The organism is Streptomyces sp. NPDC087420, from assembly GCF_044744165.1.
Taxonomy (GTDB): Bacteria; Actinomycetota; Actinomycetes; order Streptomycetales; family Streptomycetaceae; genus Streptomyces.
Window position 1 is genome coordinate 122,075 of record NZ_JBIUXU010000010.1, and the last position, 17,044, is coordinate 139,118.

Here is a 17,044-nt window from a genome sequence, read left to right on the forward strand (position 1 = left end):
GCCGTAGCACCAGCGGTACGGCGTCCGTTTCGCCTCTTGCTGTGCGGCAGCTGTTCGAACACCGCCGCATCGCGCGGAACGTTACCGTACCGCGATCAGATGACCACTTCGACGCCCTCGCCCGGGGCTTCGCCGGAGCCCCGTTCGGCCTCCAGGGCACTCTGAAGGATGACAACCGCCGCCACCTGGTCGATGACGGACCGGCCTTTTTTTGACTTCACGCCGGAAGCACGCAACCCCTGAGTGGCGGTCACCGTGCTCATGCGCTCGTCCACCAGTCGTACCGGCACGGGTGCGACGCCCCGCGCGACCTCCTGTGCGAACGTACGTACCTTCGCCGCGGCGGGCCCCTCGCCACCGTTCAGGGACCGGGGCAGGCCGATCACGACCTCGATCGGCTCGTACTCCTCGACGAGCTGCCGCAGCCGCCGGTGGGCGGCCGGGACATCACGTCCCGGCACGGTCTCCACCGGCGTGGCGATGATCCCGTCGGGGTCGCACGAGGCGACCCCGATCCGGGCGTCCCCGACGTCGATCGCCAGGCGGCGTCCGCGTCTCATGTGAGCCGTTCCACAGTCAGCACGGGGGCGTCAGGCCGTCTCGGCGACAAGGCGCTCGACGGCGGCGACGGCGTCCCCGATGGCCTCCGGGTTCTGTCCGCCGCCCTGGGCGACGTCCGGCTTGCCGCCGCCTCCGCCCCCGAGGGTCTTGGCGGCGGCACGCACCAGCTCACCGGCCTTGAGGCCACGCTCACGGGCCGCCTCGTTGGTGGCGATGACCGTCACGGGACGGCCGCCCGACGTGGTGAACAGGGCGACAACCGTCGGCCGGTCGGCGGGCATCCGGCCGCGCACGTCGAGGACCAGCTTGCGCAGGTCGTCGGCCGAGGTGCCGTCCGGGACCTGGCCGGTCACCAGGGCCGTACCGCGGACGTCCTTGGCGCTGTCGGCGAGGCCGCCGGCGGCGGCGAGCACCTTCTCGGCGCGGAACTTCTCGATCTCCTTCTCGGCGTCCCGCAGCTTGGAGAGCATCCCGGAGATCTTCTCGGGCAGCTCCTCCGAGCGGCCCTTGACCAGCTCCTGGAGCTGGGCCACGACGGTGTGCTCCTTGGCGAGGAAGTTGTACGCGTCCACGCCGACCAGGGCCTCGATCCGCCGTACGCCGGAGCCGATGGACGATTCGCCGAGCAGCTTCACGAGCCCGAGCTGGGCCGTGTTCTTGACGTGCGTGCCGCCGCACAGCTCCTTGGAGAAGTCGCCGATCGTCACCACGCGGACGCGCTCGCCGTACTTCTCGCCGAACTCGGCGATGGCGCCCTGCTTCTTGGCCTCGTCGATGGACATGACCTCGGCCTGGACGTCCAGTTCGCGGGCGAGCACTTCGTTGATCTTCTGCTCGACGTCGGTGAGGACCGTGCCGGGTACGGCGGCGGGCGAGCCGAAGTCGAAGCGGAAGCGGCCCGGGGAGTTCTCGGAGCCGGCCTGGGCGGCCGTGGGGCCGAGGGCGTCGCGCAGCGCCTGGTGCGTGAGGTGGGTGGCGCTGTGGGCGCGGGCGATGGCCCGGCGGCGGTTGAGGTCGATGACGGCCTGTACGGGGGCGCCGACCGTCACTTCGCCGACCTGGACGACACCCTTGTGCACGGAGACCCCGGGCACGGGCTGCTGGACGTCGCGGACCTGGATGACGGCGCCGGTGTCGAGCCGGATCCGGCCCTGGTCGGCGAGCTGGCCGCCGCCCTCGGCGTAGAACGGCGTGCGGTCGAGGACCACCTCGACCTCGTCACCCTCCGTGGCGGCCGGTGACGACACCCCGTCGACGAGCAGGCCGACGATCGTCGACTCGTTCTCGGTGGAGGTGTAGCCGGTGAACTCGGTGGAACCGCTGTTGTCGGCCACGGCGCGGTAGGCGGAGAGGTCGGCGTGGCCGGACTTCTTGGCCTTGGCGTCGGCCTTGGCGCGCTCGCGCTGCTCCTTCATGAGCCGGCGGAAGCCGTCCTCGTCCACGGAGAGGCCTTGTTCGGCGGCCATCTCCAGGGTGAGGTCGATGGGGAATCCCCAGGTGTCGTGGAGCAGGAAGGCCCGGTCGCCGGAGAGCACCTGGCCGCCGGCGGCCTTGGTCTCGGTGACGGCGGTGTCGAGGATGTTCGTCCCGCCCTTGAGGGCCTTGAGGAAGGCGGCCTCTTCGGCGAGGGCGACGGTCTCGATGCGCTTGCGGTCGGTCTCCAGCTCCGGGTACTGCTCGCCCATGGTCCTGATGACCACGTCGACCAGCTCGGCGACGACCGGCTGGGTGGCGCCGAGGAGGCGCATGTTGCGGATGGCGCGGCGCATGATGCGGCGCAGCACGTAGCCGCGGCCCTCGTTGCCGGGGGTGACGCCGTCGCCGATGAGCATGGCGGAGGTACGCATGTGGTCGGCGACCACGCGCAGGGAGACGTCCGAGCCGTGCTCGGCGCCGTAGCGCACGCCGGTCAGCTCGGTGGCCTTGTCCATGACGACGCGCAGGGTGTCGGTCTCGTACATGTTGTGTACGCCCTGGAGGATCATGGCGAGGCGTTCGAGGCCGAGACCGGTGTCGATGTTCTGCGACGGCAGGTCGCCGAGGATCTCGAAGTCCTCCTTGCCGGTGCCCTCGCCGCGCTCGTACTGCATGAAGACCAGGTTCCAGATCTCCACGTAGCGCTCGTCGTTGACGGCGGGGCCGCCCTCGACGCCGAAGTCGGGGCCCCGGTCGTACATGATCTCCGAGCAGGGACCGCAGGGGCCCGGCACGCCCATGGACCAGTAGTTCTCCTTCTTGCCGAGGCGCTGGATGCGCTCGGCGGGGAACCCGACGACGTCACGCCAGATGCGCTCGGCCTCGTCGTCGTCCTCGTACACCGTGACCCAGAGCCGGTCCGGGTCCAGGCCGAAGCCGCCGTCGGCCAGGGAGCTGGTGAGCAGCTCCCAGGCGAGCTTGACGGCGCCTTCCTTGAAGTAGTCGCCGAAGGAGAAGTTGCCGCACATCTGGAAGAAGGTGCCGTGGCGGGTGGTCTTGCCGACCTCTTCGATGTCCGGGGTACGGACACACTTCTGCACGCTGGTGGCGCGCGGGAACGGCGGCTTGACCTCACCGAGGAAGTACGGCTTGAAGGGCACCATGCCCGCCGGGACCAGCAGGAGAGTCGGGTCGTCCGCGATGAGCGACGCCGAAGGGACAACGGTGTGACCGCGCTCCTCGAAGAAGCTCAGCCAGCGGCGGCGGATTTCGGCCGACTCCATCAGTGGTCCTCATTCCGGTTGTGCGGGTTGTAGGTGTTCGTAGGCGTACGCGGGGCGCGGGGGTTGTCCGTGTACTCGATCGCCGTGACACGACGGGGCGCGGGGAGCGCCGGGTCGGACGGTGCCTCCAGACCCAGCGCCTCGCCCAGCTCGGCCTCGCGGCGGACCATTCCGGTCCTGACGTCGAGGGCGAAGTCCTTCAGTTTGTGACCGGCGTCGATCGCCTTGTTCGCGGCCTGCGCGGCGAGGGACTCGGGGGTCAGCTGCCGGAGCTTGCGGTTGACCTTGGTGGTCGCCCACACGCCGGCCGCCGCTCCCGCGGTGAACCAGAACGTACGGCGGAACATCGCTGCCTCAGCCCTTCTTGTTCCTGCGCCGGGCGGCCGGCACCGTACGGCCCACGACCGTGCGGCGCGCTCCGCGCTCGGGGGCGGCGCTCCCGGCGGCCGGGGCGCCCTTGCGGCTCAACGCCTGCCGTACGCCGTAGCCGAAGGCCGCGACCTTGACGAGGGGGCCGCCGAAGGTCGAGGCGACCGTCGAGGACAGCGCGGAGGCGTTGGAGGTGACTTCCTGGACGTCGGTCGCGATGGCGTCGACGCGGTCGAGCTGGGTCTGCGCGGAGCGTACGGTCGCCGACGCGTCGGCGAGCAGCGGTACGGCCTGCTCGGTCACGTCCGCGACGAGTCTGGTGGCCGCCTTGAGCGTCTGGGCCAGCCTCACCAGCACCACGGCGAGGAAGGAGACCAGAATCGCCCAGAACACGGCCACGAGGATCCCGGCAACTTCTCCACCGGTCACGCTGCACCGCTCCCCTGCTTGCTCGGTCGAATCGCTTGTTTGCCTGCTTGCTCGAAGCGTCGTTTTCCGCTCCGCCGACGAGGTACGACCCTATCGCGCCGAGGGTCGGGGCCCGTACCGCATTACGGCCCGGCGCAAACGCGGAAACCCGCCTCTTCCGCACCGGTGACGGCGGGGAAGAGACGGGCCGGAACGCTGTGGAGGTACGCCTGATCAGCGGGCGTAGTACTCGACGACCAGCTGCTCGTCGCAGATGACCGGGATCTCCTTGCGCTGCGGGTCACGGTCCAGGCGGAACGCCAGGGCCTTCAGGTTGACCTGCAGGTAGCGCGGGGTCTCGCCGTCGGTGTCGTAGCCACCTTCGCGCGCGACCTGGAAGGGGACCTTCTCGCGGCTGCGCTCGCGGACCATCACGACGTCGTCGGGACGGACACGGAAGGACGGCTTGTCGACCTTGCCGCCGTTGACCTCGATGTGGCCGTGGACGACCATCTGGCGGGCCTGGTAGATCGTGCGGGCGATGCCCGAACGGAGGACCAGGGCGTCGAGGCGGCGCTCCAGCTCGACCACGAGGGCTTCGCCCGTCTTGCCTTCGGCCTTCTTGGCGCGGTCGTAGGCGCGGGCCATCTGGCGCTCGCTGATGTCGTACTGGGCGCGCAGGCGCTGCTTCTCGAGCAGACGAACCTTGTAGTCCGAGTTCTGCTTGCGTCCGCGGCCGTGCTCGCCCGGCGGGTAGGGGCGGGCCTCGAAGTACTTGACTGCCTTCGGCGTCAGCGCGATACCGAGCGCGCGTGACTTCTTGACCTTGGGACGCGACTGGTTAGGCACGTTCTCCAGACCTCCATGTAGGTTAGGTTAGGCTCACCTTACTCAAAGGAGATCGCATGTCTCGCCCTGGGAACACCACGCGCATCACAGACAGCCTCGACAGCCCGCAAGAGGGGGTCGATTCGACGGAGGTCCGATCAGCTCATGGTCAGCCGCGTCCCAGCGGGCTTGAAATCGATCGGATGCCGTCAGCAGCCGAACGCACACGAACTCTCGTACAGAGTACATGCTCGGCGGTACTGGTCATTCCCGGTCTGGACGGGGCCGGGCCGTACCAGCTGATGCCCGACGCGCGCACCGTCGGGAGCGACGGCGAGGTGCTCATGGTGTTCCCCGCGGACTCCCCCGCGGTACGGGCGGCCACCCACGCGCAGGACGACGAGCTGACCGCGGTGCTGGAGATCACGGACGTGGCGCCGGTCTCCGTGCCCCACCGGATCCGGGGCCGGGCCTGGCTCTCCGGCTGGCTGACGCGCGTACCGGACCGGGAGGCGGAGCCGGGGCGGATGATCCTGCGGCTGGAGGTCGGGGAGGCGTGTGTGGACGACCTGTGGGGCGCGGAGACCGTCGAGGCCGAGGACTTCGTGGCGGCCGTCGCCGATCCGCTGGTGGAGCACGAGACGGAGCTGCTCCAGCACCTGCACGCGGCGCACGGCGCCGAGGTCCAGGGGCTGCGCGGGCTGCTCGGCGTGCGGGCCGAGGGTCCTTCAGGCGCGGGGACGGCCGCCGTACCGGTCGCGCTCGACCGCTTCGGGCTGCGGGTGCGCTTCACCGGGGTCCAGTGCTTCGACGCCCGCTTCGACTTCCCCGAGCCGGTGAAGGACGTGGGCGGGCTGCGGCGGGCGATGCACACGCTGTTCGACGCGGTGTCCTCCGCCCCGTACGGCGACTGAGGAGGCGGCCGAACTGCTCGGGGCGGCTCAGGAGCCGTCCCCCCGCAGCCGCTCGCGGACCTTGTCGACCACGTCGGCGTAGCGCGCCTCCGCGCCGTACCGCGTCGGTTCGTAGTAGTGCCGGCCCGCGACGGACTCCGGCGCGTACTGCTGGGCGGCGATCCCGCCCGGTACGTCGTGCGGATAGACGTACCCCTGGGCATGGCCGAGCTTGGCCGCGCCCTTGTAGTGGCCGTCGCGCAGGTGGGCCGGGATCTGGCCGGTCAGTCCCTTCCGTACGTCTTCGAGGGCGCCCCCGATCGCCAGCGTCGCCGCGTTCGACTTCGGGGCCAGGGCCAGGGCGATGGTGGCGTGGCTGAGGGTGAGCGCGGCCTCCGGGAAGCCGATCATGGCGACGGCCTGGGCGGCGGCGACCGCCAGCGGCAGGGCCGCGGGGTCGGCGAGGCCGATGTCCTCGCTCGCCGAGATCATGAGGCGGCGGGCGATGAACCGGGGGTCCTCCCCCGCGTCGATCATCCGCGCCAGGTAGTGCAGCGCCGCGTCCACGTCGGAGCCGCGGATGGACTTGATCAGCGCGCTCGCGACGTCGTAGTGCTGGTCGCCGTCCCGGTCGTACATCACCGCCGCGCGGTCGACCGTCTCCTCGACCGTCTGGAGCGAGATCTCCTTCTCACCCTTGGCGAGCGCGGCTCCGGCCGCCGCCTCCAGGGCCGTCAGCGCGCGCCGCGCGTCCCCGCCCGCGATCCGCAGGAGGTGCGCCTCGGAGTCGTCGGGGAGGGTGACCGCGCCGCCGAGGCCCCGCTCCTCGGTCAGTGCGCGGCGCAGCAGGCTGGTCAGGTCGTCGTCGGTGAGCGGCTCCAGCGTCAGCAGGAGGGAGCGGGAGAGCAGCGGGGAGATGATCGAGAAGTACGGATTCTCGGTGGTCGCGGCGATGAGCGTCACCCAGCGGTTCTCCACCGCGGGCAGCAGGGAGTCCTGCTGGGCCTTGCTGAACCGGTGGATCTCGTCGAGGAAGAGGACGGTGTCCTTGCCGAAGCCGCCGGAGGCGCGGCGGGCGCCGTCGATGACGGCCCGTACCTCTTTCACGCCCGCGGTGATCGCGGAAAGCTCCACGAAGCGTTTGTTCGTCGCCTTGGAGACCACGTACGCCAGGGTCGTCTTGCCCGTGCCCGGCGGCCCCCAGAGGATCACGGACGAGGGGCCCGCGGGGCCGCCGCTGCCCTCGCCGACGAGCCGGCGCAGCGGGGACCCGGGCTTGAGCAGATGCCGCTGGCCCACCACTTCGTCCACGACACGCGGGCGCATCCGGACGGCCAGGGGACTGCTGGACGGGTCCTTCTCCTGGCGCTCTTCGGCGGCTGCGGTAAAGAGGTCTGGCTCCACATGTGAAGCCTATGCCAGCCCACTGACAGTCCGGCCGGTGCGAAGGCCCCGCCCCCCGCTGGGACGGGGACAGCCGGCCGGGTCAGCCGGTCCAGAAGTCCCACCAGCGGATCAGGATGAGCACCCCGATGAGTCCGATGTGCAGGGCGGGCAGGACCCAGGTGAACTCGCCCAGCAGGCTCCGCAGCCCGGCGGGGGCGGGGATGATCCCGTGGCGGAGGTTGTGGGAGGTCACGTACCAGAACATGACGATCGTGCCGACCCACGCCAGGCAGCACCACAGGCACAGCGAGTTGATGTTGTAGAGGGACTGGTACTGGAGCCAGGCGCAGAATCCGACCCCGAACAGCGTGCCCGCGTTGAGGCCCAGCCAGAACCACCGGCGGTAGCGCGCCCCGGCCAGCAGCGCCAGACCGATCCCCATCACCACCGGATACGTCGCCAGCCCCAGCATCGGATTCGGGAACCCGAACGCCGACGCCTGCGCGCTCTTCATGATGTTCCCGCACGACACCACCGGATTCAGACTGCACCCCGGCGTGAAATTCGGGTCCTCCAGCAGCTTGAACTTGTCCAGCGTGATCACCCACGCCGCCAGCAGCCCCATCGCACCGGTGACCACCAGCATCAGCGCGAACGCCCGGCCGGCACCGACCGCGCCGGGGGCGCCGCCGCCTTCCTCGGGGTCCGAGGAGACGTCGTCGAGCGTTGCACTGGTCATGTCTCTGATCCGTCGCTGTGTGGCCTGGGCCTGTGGGGTGGGCAGGCCCATTGTGCCGTACGCGTCCCCATCTCCACCGTTCGGTGGAGATAAGGACCCGGGTACGGAGGCTCAGCCGAGCCTGCTGCCGATCTCTGTCACCAGCTCGCCGAGGGCGACCGGAGTCTGCTCGCCGGACTCCATGTCCTTGAGCTGGGCGACGCCCTCGGCGAGATCGCGCTCCCCGGCGACGATCGTGAACCGCGCGCCGGACCGGTTGGCGTTTTTCATGTGCCCCTTGAGGCCCCGCTCGCCGTACGAGAAGTCCGCGGCGATCCCGGCCTTGCGCAGGTCGGTGACCACGGCGAAGAGCAGCCGCCGCGCCTCGTCGCCCAGGGCGACCGCGTACACGGTCACCGGGGCGGGCAGGGCGAGCGTGATGCCCTCCGCCTCCAGCGCCAGCACCGTACGGTCCACGCCGAGCGCCCAGCCCACGGACGGCAGCGCGGGCCCGCCGATCATCTCGGACAGTCCGTCGTAGCGGCCGCCGCCGCCCACCGCGGACTGCGCGCCGAGCCCGTCGTGGACGAACTCGAAGGTCGTACGGGTGTAGTAGTCGAGCCCCCGGACGAGCCGGTCGTCGTCCTCGTACCCGACGCCCGCCGAGGCCAGCAGCGCGCGGACCTCTTCGTGGTACGCCCGGCAGGCGTCACACAGGTAGTCCCGCAGCAGCGGTGCGCCGACGAGCTGCTTCCGTACCTCGGCGCGCTTGTCGTCGAGGACGCGCAGCGGGTTGATGTCGATGCGGCGGCGCGTCTCCTCGTCCAGGTCGAGCCCGCGCAGGAAGCCCTGGAGGGCTTCGCGGTAGACCGGCCTGCACTCCTTGTCACCCAGGGAGTTGAGGAGGATGCGGAAGTCCCGCAGGCCCAGCGAGCGGTACGCCTGGTCGGCCAGGATGATCAGCTCCGCGTCCAGCGCGGGGTCCTCGGTGCCGATCGCCTCGGCACCGACCTGGGAGAAGTGGCGGTAACGGCCCTTCTGGGGGCGCTCGTAGCGGTAGTACGAGCCGGAGTACCAGAGCTTGACGGGCAGGTTCCCGGCCTTGTGGAGGTTGGCCTCCAGCGCGGCCCGCAGCACCGACGCGGTGCCTTCGGGGCGCAGCGCCAGCTCGGAACCGCCCTTGGTGGTGAGGGTGTACATCTCCTTCGTGACGATGTCGGTGGACTCACCGACACCGCGCGCGAAGAGCTCGACGTCCTCGAAGCCCGGCGTCTCCACATAGCCGTAACCCGAGGTGCGTAGCGGCGCGGAGATCGCGTCCCGGACGGCGAGATAGACCGCGGAGGCCGGGGGGAGAAGGTCATAGGTCCCCTTGGGGGCCTGGAAGGTGCTCATGGGGTTCGCTGTTTCACATTCCTCGTCGCGGAGCGGCGTCCTGGCCGCCTCCGAGGCCGGCGGCCACCTCCCGCAGATACGGGTTGGTGGCGCGCTCCCGGCCGATGGTCGTCTGGGGGCCGTGGCCCGAGAGCACCACGGTCGAGTCGTCGAGCGGCAGGCACACGCGGGCCAGCGACGCGAGCATCTCGGCGTGGTCGCCGCCGGGCAGGTCGGTGCGTCCGACGGAGCCGGCGAACAGCAGATCACCCGAGAACAGCACCGGTGGGATGTCGGCCCCACCGGCGGCCTCGGGCAGTCCGAAGGTCACCGACCCCTTGGTATGGCCGGGCGCGTGCGCGACGGTGAAGTCCAGGCCCGCCAGGCGCAGCGCGGCGCCGTCGGTCAGCACACGCACGTCGGACGGCTCGCCCACCGTGATCCCGTCCATCAACGGCGTCCCGATCGAGCGGCCGAGACCCTTCTCCGGGTCGCTCATCATGTACCGGTCGGCGGGGTGGATCCACGCGGGCACGTCGTGCGCGCCACAGACGGGGACGACCGAGGCCACGTGGTCGAGGTGGCCGTGGCTGAGGATGACGGCGACGGGCTTGAGCCCGTGCTTGCGTACGGTGTCCGCGACGCCCTCGGTGGCCTGGTGGCCGGGGTCGATGATCACGCACTCCTCACCCGCGGCGGGGGCGACCAGATAGCAGTTGGTCCCCCAGGCCCCGGCGGGGAACCCGGCAATGAGCACGATCGTCCTTAGATGTCGAGGTGTCGAGATGTCACCGATGTCCCCGAATCCCCGATGTGGACCCCGGGAAAGGGCGCTGCGGTGGTTTCAGGTGCGGCGATGCGCTGGATCAGAGCCTACCGGCGCTGCTCATTCCACAGCTAACCCATATACCGTACGGGGCCAGGGCCAGGGGCCCTCAGCAGCACGAGCACCACACAGCGTCACTCAGCATCACGACACTCAGCACCACGACCCAGCATCACGACGAACGAGGAGAAGACCCGGTGGCAGGGACCGATCAGCGGCGGCGGCAGCTCGCCCGGGAGAAGTTCGAGCGGCAGCAGCAGCGCAGGGTGGAGGCCCGTCAGAAGGCCAAGCGGCGCAATGTCATCATCGCGTCCGTGCTGGCCGTCGTGGTGGCGGCCGGCGGCGCCGCGTACGCCGTCGGCGGTCTGACCGACGGCGACAAGGACACCAAGAGCGACGCCGCGGCCCCGGCGACCTCTCCCCCGGCGTCGCCCGAGCCGACCGAGGCCGCCTCTCCGGAGCCGAAACTCACGATCGACAAGACGGCCAAGTACACGATGTCGCTCAAGACGAACGTGGGGGACATCGCCATCGCGATGGACGCCTCCAAGACGCCGAGCACCGTGAACTCGTTCAAGTCCCTCGCGGACAAGAAGTACTTCGACAACACGAAGTGCCACCGTCTGACCACCCAGGGCATTTTTGTGCTCCAGTGCGGCGACCCCAAGGGCGACGGCACGGGCGGCCCCGGCTACACGATCCCGGACGAGAACCTCAAGTCCCTGGGCAACGCGGCCGCCGACGGCGCGGTGACGTACAAGGCCGGGACGGTGGCGATGGCCAATACCGGCCAGCCGCACACCGGCGGCAGCCAGTTCTTCCTCGTGTACAAGGACACCAAACTGCCCCCCACGTACACCCCGTTCGGCACGATGGACGCGACGAGCCTGAAGGTCGTGGATGCCGTGGCCAAGGCCGGTGTGGACGGTGCCACGGGCGACGGCGCCCCCAAGAAGGCCGTCACCATCGAGAAGGGCACGGTCGACAAGGCGTGACCCTCTGAATTCGGCCGTGCGGAGTGCGGACAGCCGGCCTGCCGGTCGCCTAGATTGGCGGGGTGGAGGACGGGCGCGAGCCCGTCCCAGGAAACTGTGGACGATGCCCGGGGGCGAACTCCCCCGCAGGCATCAGGTGGAGGAGGCGCTGTGAGCAGCGACCCGTGGGGCCGTGTCGACGAGACGGGCACCGTGTACGTGCGTACGGCCGACGGCGAACAGGTCGTCGGATCCTGGCAGGCAGGCTCTCCGGATGAGGCTCTGGCCTATTTCGAGCGCAAGTACGAGGGCCTGGTTGTCGAGATCGGCCTCCTCGAACGGCGGGTGAAGACCACCGACCTGTCCGCGAAGGACGCGACGGCGGCCATCGACCATCTGCGCGGCCAGGTGGACGAGCACCATTCCGTGGGCGACCTGGACGCGCTGCGCAAGCGGCTCGACGCCCTGGTCGCGACGGTCGACGCGCGCCGCGAGGAGCGCAAGGTGCAGCGGGCGAAGCAGACCGACGAGGCCAAGGTGGCCAAGGAGGCGCTCGTCACCGAGGCCGAGGAGCTGGCGCAGAGCGACCAGTGGCGGTCGGCGGGTGAGCGGCTTCGGGCGCTCGTGGACATCTGGAAGGGCCTGCCCAGGCTCGACCGGAAGTCCGACGACGAGCTGTGGCACCGCTTCTCGCACGCGCGCTCGGCGTTCTCCAAGCGCCGCAAGGCGCACTTCGCCGCCCTCGACGCACAGCGTGAGGACGCCCGGAAGGCGAAGGAGAAGCTGGTCGCCGAGGCGGAGACGCTCTCCAAGTCCACCGACTGGGGCGACACGGCCGCGCGTTACCGCGAGCTGATGACGGACTGGAAGGCGGCGGGCCGCGCCCAGCGCGAGGCCGAGGACGACCTGTGGAACCGTTTCCGCGGCGCCCAGGACGTCTTCTTCGCGGCGCGCGGTGAGGTCTTCGCCGAGCGGGACGCGGAGCAGACCGAGAACCTGAAGGTCAAGGAGGATCTCGCCACCGAGGCCGAACGGCTGGTCCCGGTGAAGGACCTCAAGGCCGCCAGGGCCGCCTTCCGCGCCCTCAATGAGCGCTGGGAGGCCGTGGGGCACGTGCCGCGCGACGCCCGGCCGCGGGTCGAGGGCCGGATGCACGCGGTGGAGCGGGCTCTCCAGGAGTCCGAGGAGAACGAGTGGCGCCGTACGAACCCGGAGGCACGCGCGCGTGCCGCGGGTCTGACGGGTCAGCTCCAGGCCGCCGTCGACAAGCTGCGCGGGCAGATCGACACGGCGCGGGCGGCGGGCAACAACGCCAGGGCGGACAAGCTCGCCAAGGAACTGGAGGGCCGGCAGGCGCTGCTGGACCAGGCGCTCAAGGGTCTCCAGGAGTTCGGCGGCTGACACCACCGCGCCGGATGACACCGGCATACGAAGGGGCTCCCCGTACGTGATGTACGGGGAGCCCCTTCGTATGCCGCTCCTCTGCGAGGCTTTGTACGGCCCTACGGCCTGCGCGCCGACGTCACGCGGTAGACGTCGTAGACGCCCTCCACGCCCCGTACCGCCTTCAGGACGTGCCCGAGGTGCTTGGGGTCGCCCATCTCGAAGGTGAAGCGTGAGGTGGCCACCCGGTCGCGCGACGTCTGGACCGCCGCGGACAGGATGTTGACGTGCTGGTCGGAGAGGACGCGTGTGACGTCCGACAGCAGCCGCGACCGGTCCAGCGCCTCGACCTGGATGGCGACCAGGAACACCGAGGACTGGGTCGGGGCCCACTCGACTTCGAGCATGCGTTCGGGCTGTTGCGAGAGCGAGTCCACGTTGACGCAGTCCGCGCGGTGCACGGAGACGCCCGCGCCCCGGGTGACAAAGCCGATGATCGGGTCGCCCGGTACCGGCGTACAGCAGCGGGCGAGCTTCACCCAGACGTCGTCGACACCCTTGACGACCACCCCGGGATCCGCGCTGGAGCGGCGCTTGCTGCGGCCGTGCGACGGCGGGGCCGTCTCGGCGATGTCCTCGTTGGCCGCCTCCTCGCCGCCGAGCGCCTGCACCAGCTTCTGGACGACGCTCTGCGCCGTCACATGGCCCTCGCCGATCGCCGCGTACAAGGACGAGATGTCGGGATAGCGCATCTCGTGCGCGAGGGTGACCAGCGAGTCGCCGGTGAGGATCCGCTGGATCGGCAGGTTCTGCTTGCGCATCGCCTTGGCGATGGCGTCCTTGCCCTGCTCGATGGCCTCGTCGCGGCGCTCCTTGGAGAACCAGCCACGGATCTTGTTCCTGGCGCGCGGTGACTTGACGAAGCCCAGCCAGTCGCGGGACGGGCCCGCGCCGGAGGCCTTGGAGGTGAAGACCTCCACCAGGTCACCGTTGTCGAGGGTCGATTCGAGCGGTACGAGCCGTCCGTTGACCCGCGCTCCTATGGTGCGGTGGCCGACCTCCGTGTGGACGGCGTAGGCGAAGTCGACGGGGGTGGCCCCGGCCGGCAGCGCTATGACGTCGCCCTTGGGCGTGAAGACGAAGACCTCGTTGCGCGACAGGTCGAAGCGCAGGGACTCCAGGAACTCGCTGGGGTCCTCGGTCTCCTTCTGCCAGTCGAGGAGCTGGCGCAGCCACGCCATGTCGTTGACGGTGTCCTGGCCGCCGACCCTGCTGGTGGAGCGGGGCACGTCGGTGCGGACCTTGGAGGTGCCCGCCACGGCCTCCTGCTTGTACTTCCAGTGCGCGGCGATGCCGTACTCGGCGCGGCGGTGCATGTCGAACGTACGGATCTGGAGCTCGACGGGCTTGCCGTTGGGGCCGATGACCGTCGTGTGCAGCGACTGGTACATGTTGAACTTGGGCATCGCGATGTAGTCCTTGAACCGCCCCGGGACCGGGTTCCACCGGGCGTGGACGGTGCCGAGCGCCGCGTAACAGTCACGGACGGTGTCGACCAGGACACGGATGCCCACCAGGTCGTAGATCTCCGCGAAGTCACGGCCGCGGACGATCATCTTCTGGTAGACGCTGTAGTAGTGCTTAGGCCGGCCGGTGACGGTGGCCTTGATCCGGGCCGCGCGCAGGTCCGACTGCACCTCGTCGGTCACTATGGCGAGGTATTCGTCCCGCTTGGGGGCGCGCTCCGCGACGAGCCGCACGATCTCGTCGTACATCTTGGGGTAGAGGATCGCGAAGGCGAGGTCCTCCAGCTCCCACTTGATGGTGTTCATGCCCAGGCGGTGGGCCAGCGGCGCGTAGATCTCCAGCGTCTCGCGGGCCTTCTTCTCCTGCTTCTCCCGCTTGAGGTACCGCATCGTGCGCATGTTGTGCAGCCGGTCGGCGAGCTTGATGACCAGGACGCGCGGGTCCTTGGCCATGGCCACGACCATCTTGCGTACGGTCTCGGCCTGCGCGGCCTCGCCGAACTTGACGCGGTCCAGCTTGGTCACGCCGTCCACCAGCAGCGCGACCTGGTCGCCGAAGTCACGGCGCAGGGTGTCCAGGCCGTACTCGGTGTCCTCGACCGTGTCGTGCAGCAGGCCCGCCATCAGGGTGGCGGGGTCCATGCCCAGCTCGGCGAGGATCGTCGTCACGGCGAGGGGGTGCGTGATGTACGGGTCGCCGCTCTTGCGCTTCTGGCCGCGGTGCCAGCGCTCGGCGACCTGGTACGCGTTCTCGATCTGCCGGAGCGTGGCGGTCTCGATCTTCGGGTCGTTGCCGCGCACGGTCCGCAGCAGCGGCTCCAGGACCGGGTTGTACGTGGACGAGCGCTGCACGCCGAGCCGGGCGAGCCTGGCCCGTACCCGGTTGGAGGACCCGCCGGTACGGGGCGGGGTCGCGGGCACCGGCTTGGGGGCGGTGACCGGGGTCGAGGGCAGCTCGGACGCGGGCTTCGCGGCCTGCGGCTCCACGGGCGCGGGGGTGCCGGGCGCCGGGCGGCCGTTCTCCGCCGCCTTCGGCGCGGACGTGTCCGCGGCAGCCGCCTTGTCCGCGGCCGCCTTGTCCTGGGGCGCGGCCGACCGCGCCGCGGCCTGGGCTGCGTGCTGCTCGGGCGTCGCGGCGGCCAGTGGCTGTGCCTCGTCTGGCAAGAGCGCTCCTCGTGCGGTTCCGGGACCCCCGGACAGGGCCGGAAGCTCCATGGTATCGACCTCGGGCGCCCCTCTCGCCCCGGGACCGAAGGGTTTACGAAACGCGGGACGGGCACCCGCTTGTTCCCGGGTGCCCGTCCCTGCGCGTTTCGTGCGTGTTGTCTGTGACGCGTGTGTGTCTTCCGGATGCGCCCGACGGGCGCTCCGCCGCTGCTCCGTACGGGTGCCGTCAGGCTTCCGTACGTTTCCGTACGGCCCGGACGGCGCTCAGAGCGTGAGCAGCGCCTCCAGCGGGGCGCCGCCCAGCGACGGCTCAAGACGGGACCGGCCGTCCAGGAAGGCCAGCTCCAGAAGCACCGCCACCCCCACGACCTCGGCCCCGGCCCGCCGGACCAGCTCCACGGAGGCCTCCGCCGTGCCCCCGGTGGCGAGGACGTCGTCGATGACGATGACGCGGTCCCCCTCCCCCAGGTCCTCGGCGTGGACCTCCACCTCGGCGGAGCCGTACTCCAGCTCGTAGGACTGCGACAGCGTCGCGCCGGGGAGCTTGCCCGCCTTGCGTACGGGGATGAAGCCCAGGCCCGCCCGGACCGCGACCGGCGCGGCCAGGATGAAGCCGCGGGCCTCCAGGCCGACGACCTTCGTCGCGCCGTACTCGACGCACAGCGCGGCGAGCGTGTCCGTCAGCGCCGTGAACGCCTTCGGGTCCGCCAGCAGTGGGGTGATGTCCTTGAAGACGATGCCGGGCTTCGGGTAGTCGGCGACATCACGGATACGGCTGAGGAGCAGGTCCCTGGTGCTGGCGTCGGTCACCGCCGCCGTCCCGAGGGACGGCCCCGGCCACCTCGGCTGCCGCGCGGTCCGGCGACGGCCGCGGCGGTCGCGACCCCGTTGGGGACGTCCTCCGGCTCGTCGTCGTACCGGACGCCCGTGTCCTCGGACCCCTCGGCCGGCTCACCCTTGGCCGCGGCCGCGGCGCGCTTGGCGAGCACCCGCTTCTTCAGGGCCTTCATCTGCGGGTCGCGTTCCTTGAGGTCGGCGACGAGCGGAGTGGCGATGAAGATCGAGGAGTACGCGCCGGCGGCGAGGCCGACGAAGAGCGAGAGCGAGATGTCGTTCAGCATGCCGGCGCCCAGGACGCCGCCACCGATGAAGAGCAGGCCCGCGACCGGGAGCAGCGCGACCACGGTGGTGTTGATGGAGCGGACCAGGGTCCCGTTGATGGACCGGTTGGCCACCTCGCTGTAGTACCACCGCGTCTGCTTGGTGATGTCCTTCGACCCCTCCTTGAGGCTGTCGAAGACGACCACGGTGTCGTACAGGGAGTAACCGAGAATCGTCAGCAGACCGATCACGGTGCCCGGCGTCACCTCGAAGCCCACCAGGGCGTACACCCCGACGGTGATGGTGAGGTCGTGGATCAGGGCGATGAGGGCGGCGACGGCCATCCGCCACTCGAAGGCGATGGCGAGATAGATCACCACCAGGACCATGAAGACCGCCAGGCCCGTCCAGGCCTTATTGGCGATCGTCTCGCCCCAGCTGGGACCGACGATGTCGGCGGCGATCTTGTTCTCGTCGACGCTCAGGTCCTTGGCCAGCTGCGTCTTGACCTTGTCGGCCTGCGCCTGGGTCAGCTCGGTGACCTGGATCCTGAGGGTCCCGTTGCCGAGCTTCTGGACGATGGCGTCGTGTCCGGCCGCCTCCTGGGCGTCCGTCTGGGCCTGCGAGACGGAGATACTCGTCTTCGGGGTGGTGAAGACGGCACCGCCCTTGAACTCGATGCCCATGTTGAGGCCCTGCACCGCCAGGCCGAGGATGGCCGTGATGGTGATCAGGATCGAGAGCCCGTACCAGACCTTCCGCTTGCCGATGAAGTCGTAACCGACCTCACCGCGGTACAGCCGGGCGCCGAGTGCGCCGAGTCGCGACATC

15 protein-coding genes are annotated in these 17,044 nt (G+C 70.2%); 3 read left to right on the forward strand and 12 right to left on the reverse strand.

What is annotated here, in order from left to right; all coding sequences use genetic code 11:
• Positions 1-95: 95 nt before the first annotated feature.
• From ruvX to rpsD, 5 genes are all read right to left on the reverse strand, one after another.
• On the reverse strand, positions 96-560 hold the full coding sequence (gene ruvX / locus ACIO1C_RS21830) for a Holliday junction resolvase RuvX (RefSeq protein WP_401866006.1): 465 nt from the start codon (positions 558-560) through the stop codon (positions 96-98).
• A 30-nt stretch (positions 561-590) separates the two neighbouring features.
• Complete coding sequence (gene alaS, locus ACIO1C_RS21835) at positions 591-3,260, reverse strand: alanine--tRNA ligase (protein ID WP_401866008.1); 2,670 nt, start codon at positions 3,258-3,260, stop codon at positions 591-593.
• Positions 3,260-3,607 (reverse strand): DUF6167 family protein, encoded by a 348-nt coding sequence (locus ACIO1C_RS21840; RefSeq protein WP_401866010.1) that lies wholly within the window; start codon positions 3,605-3,607, stop codon positions 3,260-3,262. The genes alaS and ACIO1C_RS21840 overlap by 1 nt, the downstream gene beginning before the upstream one ends.
• A gap of 7 nt (positions 3,608-3,614) precedes the next feature.
• Positions 3,615-4,058 (reverse strand): DUF948 domain-containing protein, encoded by a 444-nt coding sequence (locus ACIO1C_RS21845; protein WP_327237538.1) that lies wholly within the window; start codon positions 4,056-4,058, stop codon positions 3,615-3,617.
• Between the two features lie 213 nt (positions 4,059-4,271).
• Complete coding sequence (rpsD, locus tag ACIO1C_RS21850; RefSeq protein ID WP_161311511.1) at positions 4,272-4,886, reverse strand: 30S ribosomal protein S4; 615 nt, start codon at positions 4,884-4,886, stop codon at positions 4,272-4,274.
• Positions 4,887-5,068: 182 nt separating this feature from the next.
• Here rpsD and ACIO1C_RS21855 point away from each other — a divergent pair, with 182 nt between their 5' ends.
• Positions 5,069-5,779 (forward strand): DUF2470 domain-containing protein, encoded by a 711-nt coding sequence (locus ACIO1C_RS21855; RefSeq protein ID WP_401866012.1) that lies wholly within the window; start codon positions 5,069-5,071, stop codon positions 5,777-5,779.
• Between the two features lie 27 nt (positions 5,780-5,806).
• Here the strand turns inward: ACIO1C_RS21855 and ACIO1C_RS21860 are convergent, their stop codons facing one another.
• From ACIO1C_RS21860 to ACIO1C_RS21875, 4 genes are all read right to left on the reverse strand, one after another.
• Complete coding sequence (locus ACIO1C_RS21860; RefSeq protein WP_401866014.1) at positions 5,807-7,162, reverse strand: replication-associated recombination protein A; 1,356 nt, start codon at positions 7,160-7,162, stop codon at positions 5,807-5,809.
• A gap of 82 nt (positions 7,163-7,244) precedes the next feature.
• Positions 7,245-7,883 (reverse strand): vitamin K epoxide reductase family protein, encoded by a 639-nt coding sequence (locus ACIO1C_RS21865; protein WP_401866016.1) that lies wholly within the window; start codon positions 7,881-7,883, stop codon positions 7,245-7,247.
• A gap of 111 nt (positions 7,884-7,994) precedes the next feature.
• Positions 7,995-9,257 (reverse strand): histidine--tRNA ligase, encoded by a 1,263-nt coding sequence (gene hisS, locus ACIO1C_RS21870; protein ID WP_401866018.1) that lies wholly within the window; start codon positions 9,255-9,257, stop codon positions 7,995-7,997.
• A 13-nt stretch (positions 9,258-9,270) separates the two neighbouring features.
• Positions 9,271-9,993 carry an MBL fold metallo-hydrolase gene (locus ACIO1C_RS21875; protein ID WP_401866020.1) on the reverse strand — a complete coding sequence of 241 codons (723 nt, stop codon included), beginning with the start codon at positions 9,991-9,993 and terminating at the stop codon, positions 9,271-9,273.
• Positions 9,994-10,259: 266 nt separating this feature from the next.
• On the opposite strand from ACIO1C_RS21875, the gene ACIO1C_RS21880 reads away from it, so the two are divergent.
• Together ACIO1C_RS21880 and ACIO1C_RS21885 are read left to right on the forward strand one after the other, a co-directional pair.
• Positions 10,260-11,057, forward strand: coding sequence for a peptidylprolyl isomerase (locus ACIO1C_RS21880; protein ID WP_401866022.1), 798 nt, complete (start codon positions 10,260-10,262; stop codon positions 11,055-11,057).
• Between the two features lie 150 nt (positions 11,058-11,207).
• The gene (locus ACIO1C_RS21885; RefSeq protein WP_401866024.1) at positions 11,208-12,437 is read left to right on the forward strand and encodes a DUF349 domain-containing protein; all 1,230 of its coding nucleotides are present in this window, start codon (positions 11,208-11,210) and stop codon (positions 12,435-12,437) included.
• A gap of 101 nt (positions 12,438-12,538) precedes the next feature.
• Here the strand turns inward: ACIO1C_RS21885 and ACIO1C_RS21890 are convergent, their stop codons facing one another.
• The 3 genes from ACIO1C_RS21890 to secF form a co-directional block, all read right to left on the reverse strand.
• Positions 12,539-15,109 (reverse strand): RelA/SpoT family protein, encoded by a 2,571-nt coding sequence (locus ACIO1C_RS21890; RefSeq protein WP_401866026.1) that lies wholly within the window; start codon positions 15,107-15,109, stop codon positions 12,539-12,541.
• Positions 15,110-15,376: 267 nt separating this feature from the next.
• Positions 15,377-15,922, reverse strand: coding sequence for an adenine phosphoribosyltransferase (locus ACIO1C_RS21895; protein ID WP_401866028.1), 546 nt, complete (start codon positions 15,920-15,922; stop codon positions 15,377-15,379).
• Entirely contained in the window at positions 15,919-17,043 is a 1,125-nt protein-coding gene (secF, locus tag ACIO1C_RS21900) for a protein translocase subunit SecF (protein ID WP_401866030.1), read from the reverse strand. Before secF ends, ACIO1C_RS21895 begins: the two co-directional genes overlap by 4 nt.
• Between the last annotated feature and the right edge of the window lies 1 nt (position 17,044).